17 protein-coding genes and 1 pseudogene are annotated in these 23,661 nt (G+C 60.2%); 3 read left to right on the forward strand and 15 right to left on the reverse strand.

Annotated elements, in window-relative coordinates; all coding sequences use genetic code 11:
* Window positions 1–3 precede the first annotated feature (3 nt).
* The 7 genes and pseudogenes from AB4N98_RS15940 to ycaC all read right to left on the reverse strand — a co-directional run bounded on the left by AB4N98_RS15940 (window position 4) and on the right by ycaC (window position 11,327).
* Window positions 4–1,899, reverse strand: a complete 1,896-nt coding sequence (locus AB4N98_RS15940) for a TonB-dependent receptor domain-containing protein (protein ID WP_135196956.1) — start codon at window positions 1,897–1,899, stop codon at window positions 4–6.
* 80 nt (window positions 1,900–1,979) lie between these two features.
* On the reverse strand, window positions 1,980–3,878 hold the full coding sequence (gene dxs, locus AB4N98_RS15945; protein WP_068936637.1) for a 1-deoxy-D-xylulose-5-phosphate synthase: 1,899 nt from the start codon (window positions 3,876–3,878) through the stop codon (window positions 1,980–1,982).
* A 99-nt stretch (window positions 3,879–3,977) separates the two neighbouring features.
* Window positions 3,978–4,865 carry a (2E,6E)-farnesyl diphosphate synthase gene (gene ispA / locus AB4N98_RS15950; RefSeq protein WP_017525996.1) on the reverse strand — a complete coding sequence of 296 codons (888 nt, stop codon included), beginning with the start codon at window positions 4,863–4,865 and terminating at the stop codon, window positions 3,978–3,980.
* Window positions 4,862–5,104, reverse strand: a complete 243-nt coding sequence (locus AB4N98_RS15955; protein ID WP_003176346.1) for an exodeoxyribonuclease VII small subunit — start codon at window positions 5,102–5,104, stop codon at window positions 4,862–4,864. Before AB4N98_RS15955 ends, ispA begins: the two co-directional genes overlap by 4 nt.
* A 321-nt stretch (window positions 5,105–5,425) precedes the next feature.
* Window positions 5,426–5,848 (reverse strand): hypothetical protein, encoded by a 423-nt coding sequence (locus AB4N98_RS15960; protein ID WP_460148788.1) that lies wholly within the window; start codon window positions 5,846–5,848, stop codon window positions 5,426–5,428.
* Window positions 5,845–10,410: pseudogene (locus tag AB4N98_RS15965) on the reverse strand (RHS repeat-associated core domain-containing protein). The gene AB4N98_RS15960 and the pseudogene AB4N98_RS15965 overlap by 4 nt, the downstream one beginning before the upstream one ends.
* A gap of 284 nt (window positions 10,411–10,694) precedes the next feature.
* Window positions 10,695–11,327, reverse strand: a complete 633-nt coding sequence (gene ycaC, locus AB4N98_RS15970) for an isochorismate family cysteine hydrolase YcaC (protein ID WP_017528971.1) — start codon at window positions 11,325–11,327, stop codon at window positions 10,695–10,697.
* 345 nt (window positions 11,328–11,672) lie between these two features.
* Between ycaC and AB4N98_RS15975 the strand changes: the two genes are divergently transcribed.
* The 3 genes from AB4N98_RS15975 (at window position 11,673) to AB4N98_RS15985 (ending at window position 15,532) form a co-directional block, all read left to right on the forward strand.
* A complete protein-coding gene (locus tag AB4N98_RS15975; protein WP_241665023.1) occupies window positions 11,673–12,137 on the forward strand; it encodes a sigma factor-like helix-turn-helix DNA-binding protein in 465 nt (154 codons plus the stop codon).
* The gene (locus AB4N98_RS15980; RefSeq protein WP_223271458.1) at window positions 12,134–13,075 is read left to right on the forward strand and encodes a FecR domain-containing protein; all 942 of its coding nucleotides are present in this window, start codon (window positions 12,134–12,136) and stop codon (window positions 13,073–13,075) included. Before AB4N98_RS15975 ends, AB4N98_RS15980 begins: the two co-directional genes overlap by 4 nt.
* 102 nt (window positions 13,076–13,177) lie before the next feature.
* Window positions 13,178–15,532, forward strand: coding sequence for a TonB-dependent siderophore receptor (locus AB4N98_RS15985; protein ID WP_460148789.1), 2,355 nt, complete (start codon window positions 13,178–13,180; stop codon window positions 15,530–15,532).
* Window positions 15,533–15,844: 312 nt separating this feature from the next.
* Here AB4N98_RS15985 and AB4N98_RS15990 read toward each other — a convergent pair whose 3' ends face one another.
* The 8 genes from AB4N98_RS15990 to eat form a co-directional block, all read right to left on the reverse strand.
* Complete coding sequence (locus tag AB4N98_RS15990) at window positions 15,845–16,621, reverse strand: LexA family transcriptional regulator (RefSeq protein WP_065876724.1); 777 nt, start codon at window positions 16,619–16,621, stop codon at window positions 15,845–15,847.
* A gap of 212 nt (window positions 16,622–16,833) precedes the next feature.
* Window positions 16,834–17,361 (reverse strand): inorganic diphosphatase, encoded by a 528-nt coding sequence (ppa, locus tag AB4N98_RS15995; RefSeq protein WP_003176323.1) that lies wholly within the window; start codon window positions 17,359–17,361, stop codon window positions 16,834–16,836.
* 108 nt (window positions 17,362–17,469) lie between these two features.
* Window positions 17,470–18,285 (reverse strand): M90 family metallopeptidase, encoded by an 816-nt coding sequence (locus AB4N98_RS16000; RefSeq protein ID WP_460148790.1) that lies wholly within the window; start codon window positions 18,283–18,285, stop codon window positions 17,470–17,472.
* Window positions 18,286–18,291: 6 nt separating this feature from the next.
* On the reverse strand, window positions 18,292–18,948 hold the full coding sequence (locus AB4N98_RS16005) for a DedA family protein (RefSeq protein WP_017528965.1): 657 nt from the start codon (window positions 18,946–18,948) through the stop codon (window positions 18,292–18,294).
* 308 nt (window positions 18,949–19,256) lie between these two features.
* Window positions 19,257–19,715 carry a GNAT family N-acetyltransferase gene (locus AB4N98_RS16010; RefSeq protein WP_017528964.1) on the reverse strand — a complete coding sequence of 153 codons (459 nt, stop codon included), beginning with the start codon at window positions 19,713–19,715 and terminating at the stop codon, window positions 19,257–19,259.
* Window positions 19,716–19,806: 91 nt separating this feature from the next.
* On the reverse strand, window positions 19,807–20,640 hold the full coding sequence (gene eutC / locus AB4N98_RS16015) for an ethanolamine ammonia-lyase subunit EutC (RefSeq protein ID WP_065876726.1): 834 nt from the start codon (window positions 20,638–20,640) through the stop codon (window positions 19,807–19,809).
* Window positions 20,637–22,031, reverse strand: a complete 1,395-nt coding sequence (locus tag AB4N98_RS16020; RefSeq protein WP_017528962.1) for an ethanolamine ammonia-lyase subunit EutB — start codon at window positions 22,029–22,031, stop codon at window positions 20,637–20,639. The genes eutC and AB4N98_RS16020 overlap by 4 nt, the downstream gene beginning before the upstream one ends.
* Window positions 22,032–22,084: 53 nt before the next feature.
* Window positions 22,085–23,518 carry an ethanolamine permease gene (eat, locus tag AB4N98_RS16025; RefSeq protein ID WP_017528961.1) on the reverse strand — a complete coding sequence of 478 codons (1,434 nt, stop codon included), beginning with the start codon at window positions 23,516–23,518 and terminating at the stop codon, window positions 22,085–22,087.
* Between the last annotated feature and the right edge of the window lie 143 nt (window positions 23,519–23,661).

Consider the following 23,661-nt stretch of genomic DNA (forward strand, 5'->3'; position numbering starts at 1 on the left):
TCGCTACAGGTGGGGCGTCCACGTGAGCCCCAACAGCCAGGTGCGGCCCTCTTCGCGGTAGTCGTGGTTGTTGGAAAAGTCCGCTGCGTCATAGCTGTAGCGGGCCCGCGCATAGCGGCGGTCCAGCAGGTTGTCGACTTTCAACGACACACTGACATCATGATTGATCGCCCAACTGCTGCGCAGACCGAGCAGCGCATAGCCGCCCAGACGGTTGCGGTTGTCTTCGTCGTCATAGCTGCGGCTGATCGCCTGCCAGTTGGCGCCCACCCCGAATCTGTCGAATTGCCGGTCCAGGTCCAGGCTCAACGTGCGCCGTGCGCGGCGGGCCAGGGTATGGCCGCTGTCGCGGTCACGCGGGTCGATGATCGAAAGCCCGAGGTTGCCCTGCCAGCCGAATAACGTCTGCTTGAGCGCCGCTTCAAAGCCATTGATGCGCGCCGACGCCACGTTCTGCGGCTTGCCGGAGCTGTCGAGGATAATCGCATCGCTCAAATCGGTGCGGTACAGCGAGGCTTCCAGCTGCGTGCTATCCGTCAGTTGACTGCGCCATTGCAGCTCGTAGCTTTTTGAGGTTTCGGGCAGCAGGTTGGGGTTGCTGTACTTCGTGTCCGGGTAATACAGGTCGTTGAAGGTCGGCGCGCGAAAGCCTTCGCTGTAGGTCAGCAGCAGGTCATTGTCGGGGTTGATTGGCAAGGTCAGGGTGCCGCTCCAGCTGTTCTGGCCACCGAACTGTTGGTTCTGGTCGCGGCGCAGGCCCAGTTCGGTGGAGAACCACTCGCTGTGGAAGCGGTGCTGCACAAATGCGGCGCGGTTCCAGCGGCTGTTTTCGCTGAAGGTGGTAGAGCCGTGGAAGCGGTCTTCGTACCAGTCGCCTCCAAGGATCAGGCGGTTTTGCTCGTCCAGCGTCACATCGTTTTGCCAGTTGACCGAGTCGCGGTAGGTGTTGAATACGCTGAATTCATCACTGAGCGTATCGCGCTTGGTGTCGCGGTTTTCGCTGTGGCCCAGTTCCAGGCGCGACTGCCAGCGCTCACTGAGCGTGGCGTCCAGATAGCCGCTGGCGCTGCTCACGGCGTAATCGGTGTAGGGCTTTTGCCCCAACGTCTGCCCGCTGGCGGCGTCATAGCGACCGAAGCTGTTGTCATACTCCGACTTGCCACGGTTATCCAGCAGGTTGAATCCCGCCTCCAATTCATCGCTGAACGAATGACTGAGGTTCAGGCTGATCGACTGGTTGCGATAGGCATCATGGTCGCCGTCGCTGGGGAAGGATCGGTGGGTTGAGTTGATACCGGCGGTGTCATCCAGGCTCGCCCCGAGGTTGAACCGCGTGCGTGCGTCGCCGCCCGACAGCCCCAGGCTGCGCTCCCAGGTCTGGCGGCTGCCAACACCCAGTTTCAGGCGCGGTTGCAGACCTTGTTCGGCGTTGCGCCGGGTGAACAGCTGGATCACCCCGCCGATTGCATCGCTGCCGTAGATCACCGAACGTGAGCCGCGCAGCACTTCCACACGCTCAATTTGGTCGACATTCAGGTATTGCAGGCCGCTGTCGCCGGACGTGGCGTTGGCGATGCGTTGGCCGTCCACCAGCACCAGGCTTTGGGCGGATTTGGTGCCGCGCAGGTAAATCCCCGGCAGGCTGCCGCGCCCGCCGGTGGGTGCCACTTGTACGCCGGGAACGCGGCTGAGCAGGTCGGCGAGGCTGGTGGGTTGCAGGCGGTCGATGTCGTCGCGGGTGAAGACGGTGTTGGCCGCACTGCTGTCATTGCGCGCCTGGACCTGGCGGTTGGCGCTGATGACCACATCGGGGAGTTTGAGGGCGGCGTCGCGGGTGTCGGCGAGCAGGTCGGGTGCGGGGAGAAGCAGCAGGGGCAGGGCGAGGCGCAGGCGGTTCATGGGTTGTACGTGGCTTTTAAAATTGACACAAAACCAAGGGTGGGAGGGGCAAGCCCCTCCCACCTTTCAGGTCCCGGTTTCTACAGGCCCAGCATCGCCATGCGCTCGCGCACCGAAGCCTCGATCCCTGCTTCATCCAGCCCACATTCCGCCAGCATCTGCGCCGGTTTGGCATGTTCGACATACACATCCGGCAAGCCCAGGTGCAGCACCGACTTGAGGATGTTTTCCCGCGCCAAAAACTCACTGACCGCCGCACCGGCACCGCCCATGATGGCGTTTTCTTCGACGGTCACCAGCAATTCATGGCTGCCGGCAATCTCACGAACCAGGGCTTCATCCAGCGGTTTGACGAAGCGCATGTCGACCACGGTTGCGTCGATCTTCTCGGCGACTTTCAGCGCTTCGGCCAATTGCACGCCGAACACCAGGAACGCGACCTTGCTGCCTTGGCGCCGCACGATGCCTTTGCCGATCTCGATTGGCTCCAGGTCTTTTTCGATTACGGCATTCGGGCCGTTGCCGCGCGGGTAGCGCACGGCGGCCGGGCCGTTGTACAGGTGACCGGTGCTGAGCATCTTGCGCAGTTCGTTTTCGTCGCTCGGCGTCATCACCAGCATGCCGGGGATGCAGCGCAGATAAGACAAATCGAAGCTGCCGGCGTGGGTCGGGCCGTCTTCGCCGACTAAACCGGCGCGGTCGATGGCGAACAGCACATCGAGGTTCTGCACCGCGACGTCATGTACCAACTGGTCATAGCCGCGCTGCAAGAACGTGGAGTAGATCGCCACCACCGGCTTGGCGCCCTCACAGGCCATGCCGGCGGCGAAGGTGACCGCGTGCTGCTCGGCAATGGCCACGTCGAAGTAGCGCAGCGGGAAACGCTCGCTGAACGCCACCAGGTCGGAGCCTTCCTTCATCGCCGGGGTGATGCCTACCAGGCGCGGGTCGGCGGCGGCCATGTCACACAGCCATTCGCCGAACACACCGGAATACTTTGGCCCGCTGGGCTTTTTCGGCGCGGCGGCGGGGGCGTCCAGTGGTTCGAGCTTGGTGATGGCGTGGTAACCAATTGGGTCGACTTCCGCCGGGGCGAAGCCTTTGCCCTTCTTGGTAACGATGTGCAGGAACTGTGGGCCCTTGAGGTCGCGCATATTGCGCAGCGTGGCGATCAGGGTGGGCAGGTCATGACCGTCGATCGGGCCGATGTAGTTCCAGCCCAGCTCCTCGAACAGCGTGCCGGGTACCAGCATGCCCTTGGCATATTCTTCGGTGCGCCGGGCAATTTCCCACGCACCGGGCAGGCGCGACAGCACTTTCTTGCTGCCTTCGCGCATGCTGGCGTAGGTACGGCTGGAGAGAATTTTTGCCAGGTAATTGGACAAGCCACCGACGTTGCGCGAAATCGACATGTCGTTGTCGTTGAGGATCACCAACATGTTGGCGTCCACTTCCGGCGCATGGTTCAGCGCTTCAAACGCCATGCCGGCGGTCAGCGCGCCATCACCGATCACTGCAATCGCCTTGCGATCGCTGTTTTGCAGACGGGCGGCAATCGCCATGCCCAGTGCTGCGCTGATCGAGGTGCTGGAGTGGCCGACGCCGAAGGTGTCGTATTCGCTCTCGGAGCGACGTGGGAAGGCGGCGACGCCGTCCTTCTGGCGCAGAGTGCCCATGCGCTCGCGGCGGCCGGTGAGGATTTTATGCGGATACGCCTGGTGGCCCACGTCCCACACCAGCCGGTCGTCCGGGGTGTCGAACACGTAATGCAAGGCGATCGTCAGCTCGATGACGCCCAGGCCCGCGCCGAAATGCCCACCGGTCTGGCCGACCGTGTAGAGCAATTCCAGGCGCAGTTCATCGGCCAGGGTTTCCAGCTCGGCTTCACCCAGTCGACGCAGGCCGTCCGGCATGGCAGCACGGTCGAGCAGGGGCGTGGACGGGCGCTTGCGGGGAATCTCTTGAAACGTCGTGGGCATCAGGCGAATCGTTATAGGTATAAGAAGAGGCGGCAGTTTACCTCAAGCATCGCAAACTGCCCACGCAGAGCACCGAAGTTGGCCGATATGCGGCCTTTATCAGTGGCGGCGTTCGACGATATACCGCGCCAGGTCACGCAATGGCTCGGCTGCCGCGTCGAATGGTCGCAGGGCGTCCAGGGCCTGATCGCGCAGTTCCAGGGCATAGGCCTTGGCGGCTTGCAGGCCGAGCAGTGCCGGATACGTCGGTTTATCCCGTGCGATATCGGCACCCTGGCGTTTGCCCAGGGTTGCGGTGTCACTTTCTACGTCGAGAATGTCGTCCTGCACCTGGAACGCCAGGCCGATGGCTCGGGAATAGGTCTGCAACGCCGCCAATTGGGCCGCGTCGGCACGACCACTGGCCAGGGCGCCCAACTGCACGGCGGCCTCGATCAGCGCGCCGGTCTTGTGGCGGTGCATGTGTTCGAGGGCGGTTTGATCCAACTTGAGGCTGACCGAGCCCATGTCGATCGCCTGCCCCCCGACCATGCCGGCCGGACCGGCGGCCAGGGCCAGGTCGGTGACCATGCGCAGACGGATCTCGGCGTTGACACTGCTCAGGCGCGGGTCCAGCAAGGCACTGAACGCCAGGCTTTGCAGGCCATCGCCGGCCAGAATCGCATAGGCTTCGTCAAAGGCTTTGTGGGTGGTCGGCTGGCCGCGACGCAGATCGTCATCGTCCATCGCCGGCAGATCGTCGTGCACCAGGGAATAGGCGTGGATCAACTCCACCGCACACGCCGCACCATTGGCCTGCTCGGCGGGCGCGCCCAGTGCTTCGCAGGCCGCATACGCCAGCAACGGGCGTACACGCTTGCCGCCATTCATCACGCTGTAGCGCATGGCCTCGTATAAACGCTTCATTTCCGGGCTTGGCGCAACAAACAAGGGCTCCAGCGCCGCATTCACCCGGGCTTGGCTACTGGCCTGGTACGCGTCGATCATTCCGGCTGTTCCGCATCGAAAGGTTCCTCGGCCAACTCGCCGTCACGCTCGAGCAACACCTGCACCTTTTGCTCGGCCTGCGCCAACGCGCTCTGGCAGTCACGGGTCAGGCCGATGCCTTGCTCAAACGCTGTCAGCGAGTCCTCCAGCGACAACTCGCCGTTCTCCAGACGCTCGACCAGGGTTTGCAGATCGGCGAGGGATTGTTCGAAATCGAGTGCAACTTTTTTGCGGGCCATGGCGGCTATTCCGGTAGACGGTAAACCGGCGCGACACTAGCAGACATGGGGGATGGGGGCAAATGAGTGGGCTGTCAGCGGTCCGCTGTATCGACCTGATAACGCGTGCTGCGGCGGTCTCTCAGGAAGCGGATGGGTTTGCTGGCAGGAATTGTCATGCTCATGGCGTGCCTTGACACGAGCTTTGGAAAGCGTCTAGCTATTGTTTTTTTGTTTTGGTGTGCTGCAGTATTCTAACTTTTTCATGTTTCATGGTTGTTCAGATCTGCGACCATCTTTGTGGCTCAAGCCATGGGAGTGATTTAACAAGGGCCCGAATTTTTATTCTGAGACAAGATTAGCGAAGTTCAATTGTCCTTCGAATGAGATGCATGCAATCCATTCCAATGACTTAGATGTTATATAGGTGTGCTGTGGTATTTCTGAAAAAAATCTGAGTGCTTCTTCTAAGTCTTCGGAATGTATGATGTAAGCCTCATCACAAACCGAATCGCCTAAAATAAATATTTCGTCGGTTGCTACATTTTTTATTTCCTTGGCGAGTTGCGAATTCGCTGCGTGCGGAAGTTCATCCTCAAAGCTAATGCTCTTTTTTAATTTGCTCCAAGCGATTTTGCTTCCTGAGAAAGGTATGCGCTCATTGATTTCTCTAACGATAGAATTGTGGTTATTCACAGATAGAATATTAAAGGGGATGTTGTGGGCCTTAAGCTCTTTAATTAGCTCGTCATCAAAGTAACTCATTTTTTCGCGAACCTTTTAGTCAATTTGAATACGGTTTTTGGGCTGGCGTCAAAAAGGTAGTGTGGTCCTTTTTTCTTCGCAGACCAAACATTTATATGGGCGCCATTCTTATTGTCATGCTCAACCCGGTAACCAGTCTTACCGTCGGCTGTCTGCATTCCCACTGGCTCCCCTTTGCGTGGACCGAATCTTCCTGGAGTTGGCTTTTCTGCGCGGAAGTTATTTTCAAGCAGCCAATCTAGTGCTTTATTTGCGGCCTGTTCATATGTTGATGAGCGGATAGCGCCACTAGTCTCCGGGGAGGTGGGGCCATGTTTTTTCGCTAACGCTTCGTCTCTTTGTCCAGGGCACCTCCCGGAGACGCAAGTTAATCCCAACGGATCCACCCACCCCGTAGGATTGGGCGCGTACTGGTATGCGTTGATCCCACCCGCCAGCTTCACCGGATCCGGCGTCAGGTAACGACCAACATCCGGATTGTAGTAGCGATGGCGGTTGTAGTGCAGTCCGCTTTCCGGATCGAAGTATTGGCCTTGGAAACGCAGCGGGTTGTCGATTTTTCCTATGTCGAGGCGGCTGATTTGGCCGTAGGCGCGGTAGTGGGCGGACCAGACAATTTCGCCATCAGGAGCTGTGAGTTCCTGCGGCGTGCCGAGGTGGTCGAGTTGGTAGTGGTAGGGCTTGGTTTCTTTGGGACCAAACCCTTCCAGCAAGGCCAACGGACGAAAGCTGTCCGGTTCGTAGATAAAACTGCGGTGGCGATCTGCATGGTGTTCGGCGATCAGTTTGTCGCCTTGCCAGAAAAACTCGGTCGTTATGCCATCGACGGTTTTGCTGATGCGCCGCCCAAACGGGTCGTAGCGGTAACTCCCGGTTTGGCCGTTGGGCTGGGTGAGGCCGATCAAGCGATGCTGGCAGTCGTAGCGGTACTCGGTAACGAGTTGATGGCCCTTGCCGCGCCGTTCACGGATCAGGTTGCCGAAGGCGTCATAGTCTTAGTGCCGGTCGCCCTGGATCATCAACCGATTGCCGGCGACGATGTCCGGGCCGGGGCGGTCGTGCATCAGCAGGTTACCGGCAGGGGTGTGGCCGAAGCGTTCTTGCAGGTCTTGCGAATGGTCTGCGCGGGTGAGGCGGCCTAGTGGGTCGTAGCGGTAGTGGTGTTCGCCTTTGCGGGTGTCGTTCAGGCGAGTGAGGTTGCCGGCTTTGTCGTAGTCGTAGTGGCGTTGGTAGAGGTGGTTTTCCTGCTGCGTGACGCTGTGCGCATGCAGGCGGTGTTGGTCGTCGTAGTGGTAGTGGCTGAGCAGTTGACCTTGTTGGCGTTGGTGCTCTTGGCCGGCTTTGAAAAGGTGGGAAGTCAGCAGTGTGCCGTTCAACTCAACGGTGGCGAGATGGCCGCCTTTGGCATGGTTGAAGGTCAGTCGATTGTTGTCCGGCAAGCGCAGGTGTTGCAGTTGACCGCAGGCGTCATAGCCATAGCGCAAGGTGCCCCAGCCTTGATGCTCGGCGGTCAGGCGGTTTTGTGTGTCGTACTCGTAGGCCAGCGCCCAGTGGCCGTCGTCGACGCTGAGGAGGTTGCCTTGGCGGTCGTAGACGTAATCAACGGTATTGCCGTCGGGCAGGGTTTTTCGTACAAGGCGGCCGGCGTGATCGCGCTGGTAAACGGTAACTAGCTGACGGCCATCGTCGCCGTGTTCGGTTTTTTCCTGAAGGTTGCCGTTAAGGTCGTAGACGTAGGCGGTGCGCTGGCCGTCGAAGCCGATTTCCTGCTGGATCAGGCCGTTGGGGTGGTAGTTGAGCCGGTAGGTTTCGCCGACTTCGTTTTCGATTTCGGTGAGCAACAGCCGAGCGTTGTCGTAGCGGTAGTTGACCTGGCTGCCATCGGCGTTGAGGCGGCGGCTGATCAGGTGTAGGCCGTCGGCGTATTCGTAGCGGGTGACGTGGCCGAGTTCGTCGCGTTCGGCGGTGATTTTTCCGTAGGGGTTGTAGCTGTATTCTCGCGTGGCACCGCCTGGCAACACGATGCGAATCAATCGGCCGACGCTGTCCCATTGGTATTGGGTCAGCGCGCCTTGTTCATCCTCGCGGGCAATCTGGCGGCCCAGATCATCGTAGCGATAGCGCTTGGCGCCGCCATTGGGCAGTTGCTCTTCAATGAGCTGGCCGCGTTCGTTCCACACCAGCCGATGACAACTGTGGTCGGGATACCAAACGCCCGTTAGTTGCCCGTACTTGTTGTAGCTGTAGTCCGTCACCTCACCATCGGGATCGGTCCTACGCGTCACGTCGCCCTGGTCGTTACGCTCGTATTTCCAGACCGCCTCACCACGCCGCACCACCCGTACGAAGCCGTTGTCATGCTCGTAGGACGTCGGTTCATCATCTCCCGGAAACAACGCCACCAAGCGTCCGGCATCGTCGTACTGATACGCCGTCACCGCCCCGAGCGGATCCTGCTCGACCGTCAGCCGGCCTTTGGCGTCGTAGGATTTGAAGTGCTGAGCGCCGTCCGGATCAATGCGCTGCACCAGCCGTGCGCGGTCATCGTGGACATACACTTCCTGACTGCCATCGGCGTTATGCACGACCACGCGGCCGTTGTCCTCCCAGACATACCGCGTATCCATCTGCGAAAAACTGGCCCAGTGCCGGACACACCGCGCCGCCTTGCCAGAGCGTTCCCATTCCCAGAAGAAACTCGCCCCGCCGGCCAAGCCCCGCTCCAGAATGACGTGCTGCTCGTCGTACCGATAAACCTCGCTTTCGCCGACGGCGTTGGTTGCCGAAAGCAGTCGTCCCGCGTCGTCATAGGCGTAGGAAACAACGTTCTGTTCCGTGATCCATTCGTAAGGCTCATACCCCTTGGCCCGCTGAACCTGGTAATCCACCGCCACCATGCGGCCCAGTTCATAGCGCAAACACAACGAGCGCCCGACGCCGTTATCCAGCCGTGCAATACGCCCCACCACATCCCGCGAAATCCGCAGGCGGTTGTCATACGCATCGCTGATCGAGACCAGCACCCCGTCACGAAAGTGATAAAACCGCGAGGCCTGGGCCAGCACTAACTCATCCGGCGAAGATCCCAAATAAATCGCCGCTTCAGCCAGGCTGTTGGTGATCGCCGGTCGCGCAACAGTCGGCAGTGGAAACGAAACAGTGCGGTTTTCATGGTCGGTCCACACCACCGAATCGCCCGAAACAGAAAGCCGCTGCGCCAGCGAATGACTCCAGCCAAACCCCAGCCCAACATCCACTTCCACCGCGCTGGTGCGGTACAAACGGGTCCACTCAAACGGCAATATCCCGTCTAAAACACCATCGGTGAGGGTGAGCAATTCCTCCCCAGTGACCATCGACACCGGGCAGCCATTGGTGACGGTCTTGTCCGCCGAAGCCGCCGCATCTCCGTTCGGGTTTTTCCCCGAAACAGGCGCATCGTCGACATGCTCTTTTTGCTTCAGCACCGCGTTCTGCCGCGCCCGCCAGCGCATCTGCAGCTTGCCTTGCTTCACCCCACCGACGACCCCGCGCACCGCCACCGCTTTGTAGCGACCCACCGCTTGCATGAACTTCGCAAGAATCGCCAGCACGCTCTGAACAAAACCAACGGCCTCCTTCACAATCTGCGCGCCGTACCTGGCCAGCCGCAGGCTCAGATACGCCACAGCCGCCGCTGGCAATGCGATGGTCAGCACCGCGCCAATCACAAGGTCAATCAGCAGCGACACCACAAACCCAGCGGCCACTTGCGCAATCTCACTGGGCGGCAATGCGTCCAACCAGATCATCGCCGTGCGCACCAGCAGAAACAGCGCCGCCTCGTCACTGGCGAGCAACATCGCCTGTTCCATGACCTTGGGCGCGTCGGTGGCGATTTGCGCCAATTTGGCGGCCTGATCACCGAGCTCTTCGACGTATTTAAGCGGGTCTTCAAGAACCGCCTGCACCCGCTTGACGCTGTCCCACACGTCCATGATCGCGGCCCAACTGCCCGCCAGCACGCCGCTGCCAATCGCACTCGCGGTGGACTGTTCCCAATAGGGCTTGAAGGTTCGCCACTGCTCGCGAAGCCACTGCTCCAGGTCCGCTGTCAGCCCGGCATAGGAGGCAAACAGTGCATCGACCTGTTCTGCCGACACGCCGCCCTGCACCCGCACTTGATAGCGCCCGCCGGCAGCGCAGTGGTGAGAGCCCTTGCCGTGCTCATCCAGCATGACTGGCGTGGAGCTGCCGTCATCCAGCCCGACCACCTCGACCGCAATCCCGCCAATCGGCACGTCATACAGCGACTCGAATTTGCTCTCGATCTTCAGCTCGCCGCCCGCACGGCAGCGGGCCACGGTGGAAAAATCCGCATCGGAAATACTTACCGAACGCTGCGAGTCCCCGACCCGCACCACCCGATCCATCCCCAACAAGGACGGTATATCTGCCGCGTGGCTCACCGAATCCAGCGCCCGCGAATACCAGGCGCCCATCTGCTGGCGATAAATCATCAGGCTCTGATGAAAGCCATCCAGCTCATGTTCGATAGAGGCAATGTGGGAGGCGTGTGTCATCCGTGACGTCTCGGCAGAGGGCAAGGCGTCGGAGTCTGCCGCAGCAAAAAGCGGCTGGATGAACGGTTGGAAAAGTCAGAATAGGCTGACGAGCAGGATGTAAAAGTCGGCGTCAACTGGTGGGCAAGGGCTACTTAAAATAGCGACATTGCACATAGGAAACAGGGCTTTCCAAGGTGGGAGGGGGGAGCGTTGTTCGGTCTGCGTTCAGATCTATGCAAGCCCTTGCATAGATGCGCAAAAGCCTGCTTTTCAGGGCAGGCTTATCGCGGATCTCGGCTGACTTACTTCTGATGAGCTGTCAGCGCCGCATACCCATTCATCAAGTTGCGATAGTTGGGAATGCGCTGGGACAACAGGTTGCCCAAGCCTTCGATATCGTTGCGCCAGTCGCGATGCAGCTCACACGCCACCGAGAACCAGTTCATCAACTGCGCACCGGCTTGCGTCATGCGGCTCCACGCGGCTTGCTGCACGGTGGTGTTGAACGTGCCGGAAGCATCCGTCACCACAAACACCTCAAACCCTTCCGCCAGCGCCGACAAGGTCGGGAACGCTACACACACATCGGTAACCACGCCGGCAATGATGATCTGTTTGCGGCCGGTGGCTTTGATCGCCTTGACGAAGTCTTCGTTGTCCCACGCGTTGATCTGGCCAGGGCGAGCGATGTAGGGCGCGTCCGGGAACATCTCTTTCAGCTCTGGTACCAGCGGGCCATTGGGGCCTTGTTCGAAGCTGGTGGTGAGGATCGTCGGCAGGTTGAAAAACTTGGCCAGGTCGGCCAGGGCCAGCACGTTGTTCTTGAACTCGTTGGGCGAGAAGTCCTGCACCAGGGAGATCAGGCCGGTCTGGTGGTCGACCAACAGAACTACGGCGTCGTCTTTGTTCAAGCGGTTATAGGTTGGAGCGCTCATGGTTGAATCCTTTTTTGTTTAGGTTGGTTGGGCGTTGCGTTCAACATGGGCATAGATTAATGGGTGAGCGAGGGGGGATAAATCGGCTGGTAGGTGTCTTACTGTCAACTTAAAAGCGACAATGTGCGTAAGCTGATGGTGTTGGCGTGGGCGAGGTGAATGAGCTGTTGTACAGGCATTGGCATCGATGACCAGTCGCTCCTGCACCGCCAAGCCCGGCCCACTCTTGCAATCAGGCTCCAATCACGCCACTATTGAGAATAGTTTTCATTAGCACGGACGCCTCCCGCTGTGTTTCCTACTCGCTCGGCAAACCAAGATCCCCGCCAGCAGGCGCTCCACCGCTTGTTCGGCGAGCACCACAGCTGGCTGCTCGAACGTCTGCGCCTGCGCCTGCACTGTCGTGAAGATGCTGCCGATATGGCCGCCGAAACCTTTGCCCAGGTTGTGGCGCTGCCGGATCCCCATGCCATTCGCGAGCCTCGGGCGTTGTTGAGCCTCATTGGCAAGCGGCTGATGTTCGCTCGCTGGCGACGCAATGATATCGAACGAGCCTATCTCGACGCCCTTACCTCTTTGCCCGAGCCGACCGTGCCTTCGCCCGAGGAACACTGGGTGGTGATGGAGGCGTTGATGGCGGTCGATCAGTTGCTCGATGGCTTGTCGTCCAAGGCCCGCGCGGCGTTTCTATATAGCCAGATTGATGGCCTGACTTACGCGCGCATCGCCGATGAGCTGGGAGTGTCGGTGACGCGGGTGCATCAGTACGTGGTGCAGGGACTGACTGCATGTTATCGAGCCGTTCCGTGACGACAGTGTCCGCAGCGGCGGCACAGGCGATCGAGTGGTATGCACGGCGTGCTTCGGGCGTGTTCACTGAGCAGGAGCAACAGCAATTGATGCTGTGGCTCGAAGCCGACCCTGGTCATCTGCATGCCTGGCAGACCTTGCAGCGGCAGTTGAGCCGTACGGTGGCACCGTTGGTGCAGCAGCAGGCCGCCGTCCATGCGCTGTGCGATGCCGGGCACAGTCGTCGACGTTTGCTGCGTGGCGCCCTCGGTCTGGGCGCGATGGCTGTCGGTGGGCAGTTGTTGACCATGCCGGGTGGGCCGTTACACGCACGTTTTCGCGCCGACCTGCGCACGTCAACGGCCCAACGCCGTAGTTTCACCCTCGAAGACGGTTCGACCTTGCAACTCAACGCCCAGAGTTCCGTCGACGTGAATTTCAACCCTCTGCAGCGTCACGTCCAGCTGTTACGCGGCGCGGCCCAGGCCCAGGTGCGAAGTGATCCGGCGCGGCCGTTTGTGCTGGCGTGCCCGTGGGGCGAGGTCTGGCTCGACAGTGGGCAGTGCCTGCTGGCGATGCAGGCCGGCCAGCCACAAGTGTGGGCACTGGAAGGTTCCTTGCAGTTGCGCACGCCCCATGACAGCCAACACCTCGCCGCCGGCGAGGGCCTGGCGTTCGATGGCCACCGCTGGCGGGACCTCCCGTCGCGTTATGTTGACGAGCGCAGTTGGACCAGAGGGATGCTCGAAGTGCATGACCAGTCTCTGGGCCAGGTGGTTGAGCACCTGGCGCCTTACCACCAAGGGCTGCTGCATGTTTCGCCAGCGGCGGCGGTGTTGCGGATTTCCGGGGTGTTCGCCCTGGATGACACGCGTGGCGCGCTGGCCGCGCTTAGGGATGTGCTGCCGTTGCGCATCGATAACTGGCTGGGCGTATGGACGCGAATCGAGCGTGTTTGAGTTTTTTTTCCCACACCCCTGAAAATATCCCGGGCTTGCGTCACATACCTGTTAGACGCGCGTATTCCGCGCACTCGTTTCCGTACTTCTGCGAGCCCGCTCATGCATCCCAACCTCCTTTTGCCGGTGTTTGCCGGCTGCCTGGCCAGCTTTACCCTGCAAGCGGCCGAAACCGTCTATGACTTCAACCTGCCCGCCGGCGCCGTGGGCGCGACTCTGATAGGGATTGGCCAGGTGAGTGGCCAGCAGGTGCTGTTTATTCCGGCTGATGTGGCAGGTCGTCAGGCGCCTGGGGTGCGCGGCCTCCTGAGCGCGAGTGAAGCGGTACGCCAGAGCCTGGCGGGCACCGACCTGAGTGTGCTGGTCACCGCAAGCGGTGCCTTGAGCGTGCAACGAACCGGTGACGGCCTGACCCTGGATGCCACCACCATTAATGCAATCCGTCAGAGCGGGGAAACCGCTGACGCCGGCTATGTGGCTCAACGTTCCTCGGTCGGCACCAAAACCCGCACGGAACTGGTAAAAGTCCCACAATCCGTGTCGGTAGTGACTCGCGAAGAGCTCAACACGCGCAAAAGCGACAACCTCTCCGACGCGCTCAAGTACACCCCCGGGTTCAGCAGCCAGCCCGCCAGTTTCAGCCGCACCGCCGACGACTACACCCTACGCGGCTTCAACGTCGGCGCCGGTACCGGGGGTATCCTGCGCGATGGTATGAAACTGCAATCGAACCCTTACGATGGCAGCGTCGAAGCCTATGGTCTGGAGCGCGTCGAGGTACTTAAGGGCGCCTCGTCCGTGTTGTACGGCCAGCTCTCGCCGGGCGGCATGATCAATACCGTGAGCAAGCGTCCTACCGATACGCCGCTGCACGAAATCGGCCTGGAACTAGGCAATTACGACCGCCGCCAGTACACCATCGACCTCGGCGGCCCGCTGGATGACCAGGGTGAGTTCAGTTACCGCCTGACCGGCCTTTGGCGCGACAGCGGTACCCAGGTTGACCACGTCGATGATGACCGTCGTTACATTGCCCCGGCCGTGACCTGGAAACCCGACGACGATACCTCACTGACCGTCCTCGCCAGCCACCAGGACACCTATACCGGTTTCTCGCCGCCGATGAGCTATGCACTCAGCAGTTACAGCAACACCGCCGGCTATAAGATCGGCCGCAACCAGTTCGTGGGTGAACCCGGCTACGACCACTTCACCAACCGTATGGACACACTCGGCTACCTCTTCGAGCACCGCTTCAACGACAACCTCGCCGTCAACCACAGTCTTCGTTACTTCCAGGCCAATACCAATTGGGACTACCTGATTCCTGTGTCGGTCAGTGGCAGCCGACTGCTGCGCCGCTACAGCGCCCGCGAAGAGCGTTCCACTGGCTGGACCAGCGACAATAACCTCAACTTCACGTTCGACAGCGGGCGCTGGCAGCACGACCTGGTGCTGGGCGTCGACTACTACCACAAGACTTACGATTCGCACCGTTTTATCAGCTCGACCGTGGCCCAACTGGCACCGCCGCTGAACCTGGCCAACCCGCAATACACCGGTGTCGGTGCCAACACCGCGGCCGATACCGGCAGTGACCTGCACAGCAGCCAGGCCGGCATCTACCTGCAAGACCAGATCACCTTTGACGACAAATGGGTACTGCTGCTTGGCGGCCGCCAGGACTGGGCTGAGAGCGTCACCACTACCTTCGCCACTGAGGCTCGCGCCACCCGCAACGACAAAAAAGCCACCGGCCGTGTAGGCCTGGTCTACCTCGCGGACAACGGTCTGGCGCCCTATATCAGCTACAGCCAATCATTCCAGCCGGCCAGCGTCAGCAACCCGGCCTTCGGCAACGCGTTTGCCCCGCTGGAAGGCGAACAATACGAAATCGGTCTGCGCTACCAGCCTCCCGGCACCGATACCCTGCTCAGCGCCGCCGTCTACCAGCTCGACCAGGACAACTCACTGAGCCTCGACAGCCTCACCAACACCTACGTGCAATATGGCAAGACCCGCTCTAAAGGCCTGGAGCTCGAAGCCAAGGGCAACCTCACCGAGAACCTTCAACTCAGTGCCGGCTACGCCTACACCGATACCCACGTACTGGAAGACAAGACCGCGAGTAACGTAGGTAAGCGCATCGAGGGCGTGCCCTACAACACCGCGAGCCTGTGGGCCAGCTACCGCTTGGCGAGCCTTGGTCTTGAGCGCTTGCGCGTGGGTGCTGGCGCCCGCTACATAGGAACTACGCGGACGACACCGAGTGTTTATGACGGGAAAATTCCGGCTTACACGCTGGTAGATGCGCTGGTTAGTTATGATCTGGACAGCCATTGGCAGCTGCAGGCTAAAGCGCAGAACCTGTTTGATAGGAAGTATCTGTATTGCAATACCACGTGCCGGTATGGCGATGAGCGTAGCTTGATTGGTTCGGTTACGTATAAGTGGTGATAGCCCGCAGAGTGGGCATCTGTTGGCGGGTGAGCACGCATTCGCAAATTGCGATATTCCTGACTGGGCAGGTAAGGGGAGCTACGAGAGTGGCTTTCAAAAAGACATTAAAAAGCCGGCTTGTGGCCGGCTTCTCGGGGACTGCCTCAGCTTGTTTTTGACAAGCCTCACCAGCCTTCAAATCGCTCAGCCCACGTTGCGTCGGGCTGAATAGTAGGGGCATCCGCGGGAACTCCTCCGCTTCGCCGAGCAGGGTGGATAAGCGTTTGCCACCCCCTGCCAAATGTGCGGCGCATGATACCCACATTCATTTCAAATGCCCACCTCCGGATCCGACTTAGAGCCTTCCCAGCCCAAAAGATGCTCATCCAGCGGCACGGGTGGACGGCGGTTGTTGAGGGTGGACCACCAGAATACCCAGCCGACGATAGTGAAGTTCTGTTCGAAGCGTTCCTCGTAGGTGAGGTATTCGTCCGGGTGTTCGCCGGCGTTGTGGCTACGCATGCGAAGGCCACCTCCCGGCCGGTTGTAGAGGTATTTGATGCGCAGCATGCCGTCGTGTTCGACGGCGTAGATTTCACCGTCGATGATTTGGGTGCGGCCTTTGTCGATGGCGAGGGTGGCGCCTTGTTGGATGATGTCGATCATGCTGTTGTCGACCATGTAGGCGCCTAGCGCGCGGTCGGGGTTTACGTTGAGCGCGTCGAGGGTGTGCAGGGCGACGCGGATGCGTTCGGTTGAGGTGAAGGTTTGGTGGAGGGGGATCTCCACGTCGAGTTTTTCTGGAGGGCAGGCAGGGCCTGTGAGGTACTTTCCGCTTCCTTCGCGGGTGGTGGGCAGTCCTTTACGTGTTTCCGGGCCTTCCAGGAGGAAGTTGGCCGGTGGGTGTTTGGGGCCTTCGCCGGTGCGCAGCCAACGGCTGGAGACGCAGAGCAGTTCTGCGAACTCGTTGAGTCGGCCCATGGGCACGCCGCGTTTGAACCAGTTGTTCACGTGTTGAGGCGTGACGCCGCGGTTCTTGGCGAAGTCGGAGGCGGAAAGATGCACTTCCCGTAACAGCGCTTTTAATCGATCACCTGATGTATTCATAAACGCAGAGTTTACTGGCCGAAAAAACCATTCAAATAAACCATGCGTTGAATTGCGCGTGTAGGTTTTTACTTAGTTGTGGCTTGATCTTTCAGTTGTGCAACTTAGGTCAACGTTATGTGTTACGCGTTTAACTGGGAGTTTAATTTTTTTCATAAAAAAGCCCCGAGCAGTCGGGGCTTTTTAACTTGCCTGGGCAAGAGGAGCAGGTATCAGCCTTTATAGGCAGCGACCGACTTCATGATCTCGGCGCGGGCGGCGTCTGCGTTGCCCCAACCGTCGATCTTCACCCATTTGCCTTTTTCGAGGTCTTTGTAGTTTTCAAAGAAGTGCTTGATCTGTTCCAGCAGCAATGGCGGCAGATCGGTGTATTCCTTCACGTCCACGTACAGCTGGGAGAGCTTGTCGTGCGGGACTGCGATCACTTTGGCATCGCCGCCGCCGTCGTCGGTCATGTTCAGGATGCCGACTGGGCGTGCGCGGATAACCGAGCCTGGGGTAACCGGGTAAGGGGTCACCACCAGCACGTCGAGGGGATCACCGTCGTCAGCCAGGGTGTTAGGGATGAAACCGTAGTTGGCCGGATAGAACATCGGGGTGGCCATGAAACGGTCAACGAACAGGCAGTCGCTGTCTTTGTCGATTTCGTATTTGATCGGCGCGTGGTTGGCCGGAATCTCGATGGCGACGTAGATGTCGTTCGGCAGGTCTTTGCCAGCCGGAATCTTGCTGTAGCTCATTGGGCGTTGCCCCCGTAGTTGGCCATATGACATGGCCGGATTGGCCTAAAAGTGGCGGCGATTATAGGCATATTCTGACGCCGATGCCATGCGCCAGACGTCGTACGGTCATTCGTCTTGTGGCTGATAACGTGGGTCGTGCGCCTGCAAATGGATCAGGCGGGCCAGGGGATCCTGGCGATAAAAGCGGCTGAGCTGGGCGTACACCTGTGGATAACGGTTGACCAGTAAATCCGGGGCACTGAAAAAATATTCACTGGTCACGGCAAAGAACTCCGCCGGGTCTTGCGCCGCATACGGGTCTATGTCGGTTTCGGCATCCGGGTCGGCGTCCAACTGGCGATTGAGATCATCAAACGCGCTTTGCATCACGCTGGCCCACTCCTGCACGCGCATGTCGCTGTGCAGCGGCGGCAAGCCATTGGCGTCGCCGTTGAGCATGTCGAGCTTGTGCGCCAGTTCGTGAATCACCAGGTTGTAGCCTTCCCACTGGCCGCTGGCGAGCACGCCGGGCCAGGCGAGGATCACCGGGCCTTGTTGCCAGGCTTCGCCGCTGTGTTCGCCGTCCCACTCGTGTTCCACGCCGCTGGCATCGCGATGGCGCTGGGGGCTCAGGAAGTCGTCGGGGTACAGCACGATTTCGTGGAAGCCCTGGTACCAATCGAGATCGCCAAGGTGCATCAGCGGCAGTTGCGCCTGGGCGGCGAGCAGCAGGCGTTGCTCCTGGTGCAGCTTGACGCCGAGCAGTGCGGTGAGGTGTTTTTCGGCGAGAAATACTACGCAGGCTTCGCGCAGCCACTGGTCCTGCTCGGCGCTGATGCCGTCGAGGAAGGTCAGGTGGTGGCGCACCCGTTGCCAGGTGTCATCGGCAATCGGGTTCTTGGCCAGCAGTCGCCGGCGACGCCAAGCGCCGAAGGACCACATGGCCGGTTACTGCTGCTTGGCTTCGGAGGAGGTACGGCCAAAGCGGCTGCGCAATACGCTGATGATCATCGGCACCAGCGACAGCAGGATGATGAACACCACCAGCAGCGACAGGTTTTTCTTGATAAACGGCACGTTGCCGAAGAAGTAGCCCAGGGTCACCAGGCCGCCGACCCAGAGGATGGTGCCCAGCACGCTGAAACCGAAGAACCGCGGGTAGGGCATCTTCGCAATGCCGGCAACGAATGGCGCAAAGGTGCGCAGGATCGGCAGGAAACGCGCCAGGGTCACGGTTTTACCGCCGTGCTTGTCGTAGAAGTCGTGGGTTTTTTGCAGGTAGTCGCGGCGGAAGATTTTCGAATTCGGGTTGTTGAACAGGCGCTCGCCGATGGTTCGCCCGATCACGTAGTTGGTGCTGTCACCGAGGATCGCCGCCAACATCAACAGACCGGCCAGCAACACCGGGTCCATGCCACCACCTGCAGCGACGGCGCCGGCGATAAACAGCAAGGAATCACCCGGCAGGAAGGGCATGACCACCAGGCCGGTTTCGCAAAAGATGACCAGAAACAGGATGGCGTAGATCCACGGACCGTAATTGGTTACCAGCAGGTCGAGGTAAACGTCGAGATGCAGGATAAGGTCGAGCGGGTTGAAATCCATGGATGACACCTGTGTGAACGGCCCGGCTCTGCAGGCCTGTGCGGAAGCTCGGGTAATAAGGCTACACCGGTATGCCGTATTTTCTTACAACCCTGAAAGGTCCGCATTATACGGATTGAACTGTGAAAAGCGTGTGGGTTTTGTAGCGAAGAGTGTCGTGGTGCACGGCGTGGGAACCGCTGGAGACTCAACTGTGGGAGGGGCTTGCTCCCGATTACGGTGGGTCAGTTATAAATAGTCTGACTGGCCCAGCGCAATTGGGAGCAAGCCCTCTCCCACGGGGATATGCGGTGTTTGGTCTGTCGAACTTAATCCTCGCTGATCGGCAGGGTGTAGTTCTTGAACTCCGTGTCTTCGCGAAAACCGATCGACTCATAGGTCTTCTGCGCCACTTCATTGTCACTGCTGGTAGACACCCGCAGCCGCACCGCGTGGGTCTCCTTGGCCATTTTTTTCGCTGTGCGCATCAGGTTGTCCGCCACCAGTTGCCGGCGTGCGTCCTCGGCTACATAGATATCGTTGAGGATCCACACCCGCTTGAGCGACAGCGACGAAAAGCTTGGGTACAGCTGGCAAAAGCCCAGCAGTTTTTTGTCGTCATCATCGGCCAGGGCCAGGTAAATCACCGACTCCTTGCGGCGCAGGCGCTTTTCCAGAAAGGCCCGCGACGAGTCCGGGAAGGGCAAGGCCCCGTAAAATTCACGGTATTTGACGAACAGGGGGGTCAGCAGGTCCAGGTGTTCCAGGGTCGCTTGAGTAATCCGCATGCCAGGCCTCGACTTCCAAAGGGGTATGACCACGCGCGCGGCCGTGACTCGATGCTGCCTAAAGACGCCAAAAAGCGCAATCGTGCCGGGATCAGTCTGCGGGTGGGCTGAGCAGGAAATTACCCTTCATCAGGTCCGGATCGTCGGACTCGATCGTTTGCACCTGCGCCTCGTCCTTGAGATTGACCCCTGATAACTGTCGGCGACATGCCTCGCGCATCAAGTACAGCAAACGATGGGCCGCCATGCCGTAACTCAAGCCTTCCAGGCGTACGTTGGAGATGCAATTGCGGTAGGCATCGGTGAGGCCGACCTTGGGGTTGTAGGTGAAATACAGTCCCAGGCTGTCCGGCGAACTGAGCCCTGGCCGCTCGCCGATCAGGATCACCACCATCTTTGCGCCGAGCAAGTGCCCGATCTCATCGGCCACGGCCACGCGGCCTTGTTCCACCAGTATGACGGGTGATAAGGACCAGCCTTCGGCGTGGGTCTGTTCCTCCATGCGTGTCAGAAACGGCAACGTGTGTTTATGCACCGCCAGCGCAGACAAGCCATCGGCCACCACCACCGCCAAGTCCACGCCGCCAGGGTTGGCCGCCGCATGGTCACGCAGGGTTTGCGCCGATTCATCGCTCAAGCGCCGGCCCAAATCTGGGCGTTGCAGGTAGCTGTGCCGGTCGGCGGCGGCGCTGTGCAGCAACAGGCTGTCGCGGCCGCGCTCGGCCAACTGGCTGCTCAGGCCTGCAGGGTCGAAGGGCAAATGCACGGCATCGCGCGCCTGGGCGTGGGCGAACTGGAAGTCCAACTGGGCGCTGGTTGGGATGCTGGTACCGGTACGGCCCAGGGCGATACGCGCCGGGGTCAGGCGGCGCAGTTCCAACCACGGGTTGTCAGGCAATTCTGGGTGCACGGTCGGCTCCTTCATCCCAATTGCGCCAAGGCGTGGCGAAACGCCGGTGGCAGGCTGTTGCCGAAGCGTACTTTACCGTCGGCTTGCGTGAAGATGCCCATTTTCGCCAGCCACTGTTCGAACTCCGGCGCCGGTTTTAAACCCAGGGTTTGGCGGGCGTATAAGGCGTCGTGGAACGACGTGGTCTGGTAGTTGAGCATGATGTCGTCGGAGCCGGGGATGCCCATGATGAAGTTGATGCCGGCCACGCCGAGCAGGGTCAGCAGGGTGTCCATGTCGTCCTGGTCGGCTTCGGCATGGTTGGTGTAGCAGATGTCGCAGCCCATCGGCACGCCGAGCAACTTGCCGCAGAAGTGGTCTTCGAGGCCGGCGCGGATGATCTGTTTGCCGTTGTACAGGTATTCGGGGCCGATAAACCCGACCACGGTATTGACCAAAAACGGCTTGAAGTGTCGGGCCACCGCATAGGCGCGGGTTTCGCAGGTTTGCTGGTCGACGCCAAAGTGCGCGTTGGCCGACAGGGCACTGCCCTGGCCGGTTTCGAAGTACATCAGGTTCTGGCCCAGGGTGCCGCGGTTCAGGCTCAAGCCCGCATCGTAGCCTTCCTGCAGCACGCTCAGGCTGATGCCGAAACTGGCGTTGGCCGCCTCGGTGCCGGCAATCGACTGGAAAACCAGGTCCAGCGGCACGCCACGGTTGATCGCCTCGATGGAGGTGGTGACGTGGGTCAGCACGCAGGCCTGGGTGGGGATTTCGTAGCGCTGGATGATCGCGTCAAGCATCTCGAGCATGGCGCAGATCGAGGCGATGCTGTCGGTGGCCGGGTTGATGCCGATCATGGCGTCGCCGTTGCCATACAGCAGGCCGTCGAGAATGCTCGCGGCGATGCCGGCCGGTTCGTCCGTCGGGTGGTTGGGCTGCAGGCGGGTCGACAGGCGCCCGCGCAAACCCATGGTGCCGCGAAACTGGGTGACCACGCGGATCTTCTGCGCGACCAGCACCAGGTCCTGCACGCGCATGATCTTGGAGACGGCGGCGGCCATTTCCGGCGTCAGGCCGGGCGCCAAGGCGCGCAGGGATTGCTCATCGGCCGCGTCGCTCAGCAGCCAGTCGCGTAACCCGCCGACGGTGAGGTGGCTGACCGGGGTAAACGCCTGTTTATCGTGGGTGTCGATGATCAGCCGAGTGACTTCATCGCTTTCATAGGGGATCAGCGCTTCCTGCAGGAAGTGCTTGAGCGGGATATTCGCCAGCGCCATTTGCGCCGCCACCCGTTCACCGTCGTTTTGCGCGGCCACGCCGGCCAAAAAATCCCCGGAGCGCGCGGGGCTGGCCTTGGCCATCACGTCCTTGAGGCTGTCGAAGCGGTAGGTTTGTGTACCCACCGCGTGGGAAAAGCTTGCCATACAGTGTCTCCTTGGCGACGCGGGCAAGGCGCCCGCGCCGAGGTTTACGGCAGTTAGTGCAAGGCGGCCTCCGCGGCCTGGATCGCCGCGAATTCCTCTTCGGGCGTGCCTGCTACCAAGTGATGCCGGCTGTAGAAAGCAAAGTAAGCAATTAATACTCCATAGATGATCGCGGCGCCAATCACCACCCGTGGGTCCACCAGAAAGCCCGCCACCACGGCCACGCAGGCCAGTACCAGCGCTACGCCGGAAGTAAAGATGCCGCCCGGCGTACGGTAAGGACGTTCCATTTTGGGGCGGCGGATGCGCAGGGTGATGTGTGCGGCCATCATCAGCACGTAGGAAATGGTCGCGCCAAACACCGCCACCAGGATCAGCAAATCACCTTGGCCGGTCAGCGACAGGCCGAAACCGATGATGCCGGGGATCACCAGCGCCAGCACCGGGGCCTTGCTTTTATTGGTCTGCGACAACTTGCGTGGGAGGTAACCGGCGCGCGACAAGGCAAAGATCTGCCGCGAATAGGCATAGATAATCGAGAAAAAGCTCGCAATCAGCCCGGCCAGGCCCACCAGGTTGACGAAGCTGCCCATCCAGGTCGAGCCGCCGTAGGACAACGCCAGCGCTTCTACCAGCGGGTTACCGGATTTGATCAGCGCATAAGTCCCCGCGCCGCCGGGTGCGATCACTAGGATCAACAGAGCAAAACTGGTCAGCACCACAATGGCGCCGATCAAGCCACGCGGCAGGTCGCGCTTGGGGTTCTTGGTTTCTTCGGCGGCCAGTGGCACCCCTTCTACCGCGAGGAAAAACCAGATGGCATAGGGGATCGCCGCCCACACGCCAACGTAGCCGAAGGGCAGGAAGGTGCTGGCGCCCTTGGCTTCGGTCACCGGGATGTCCAGCAGGTTGGCGACGTTGAAGTGCGGCACCATCGCCACCAGGAAGACGCCCAAGGCAATCGCGGCGACGGCGGTGATCACAAACATCAGCTTCAAGGCTTCACCGACGCCGAAGATATGGATGCCGATAAAGATGATGTAGAACGCCAGGTAGATCATCCAGCCGCCAATGCCGAACAGCGATTCGCAGTACGCGCCGATAAACACCGCGATGGCGGCCGGGGCGATGGCGTATTCGATCAAAATCGCGGTGCCGGTGAGGAACCCGCCCCAGGGGCCGAAGGCGCTGCGGGCAAAACCGTAGCCGCCGCCGGCGGTGGGGATCATGGAAGACAGTTCGGCCAGGGAAAAACACATGCACAGGTACATGGTGGCCATCAGCAAGGTTGCGAGGAACATCCCGCCCCAGCCACCTTGGGCCAGGCCGAAGTTCCAGCCGGCGTAGTCGCCCGAGATCACATAGGCGACGCCGAGGCCGACCAGCAGCACCCAGCCGGCGGCGCCTTTTTTAAGTTCGCGTTGTTGGAAGTAGTCGGTGCCGACTTTTTCAAAGTCGACGGAAGAGCCAGTGGGTTCGCTAGGCATGGGAAAGTACCTTTCATTGTTATTGTTTTTAACTCGGCATCTTTGTGCCGGATGCACATCGCAAGTACTTATGAATATCCAAACCTGGGGGAGGGGGCTTGCTCCCGATGGCGGTGGGCCAGTGATATAAACATTGGCTGACA

Source organism: Pseudomonas sp. S3_E10 (assembly GCF_054667615.1).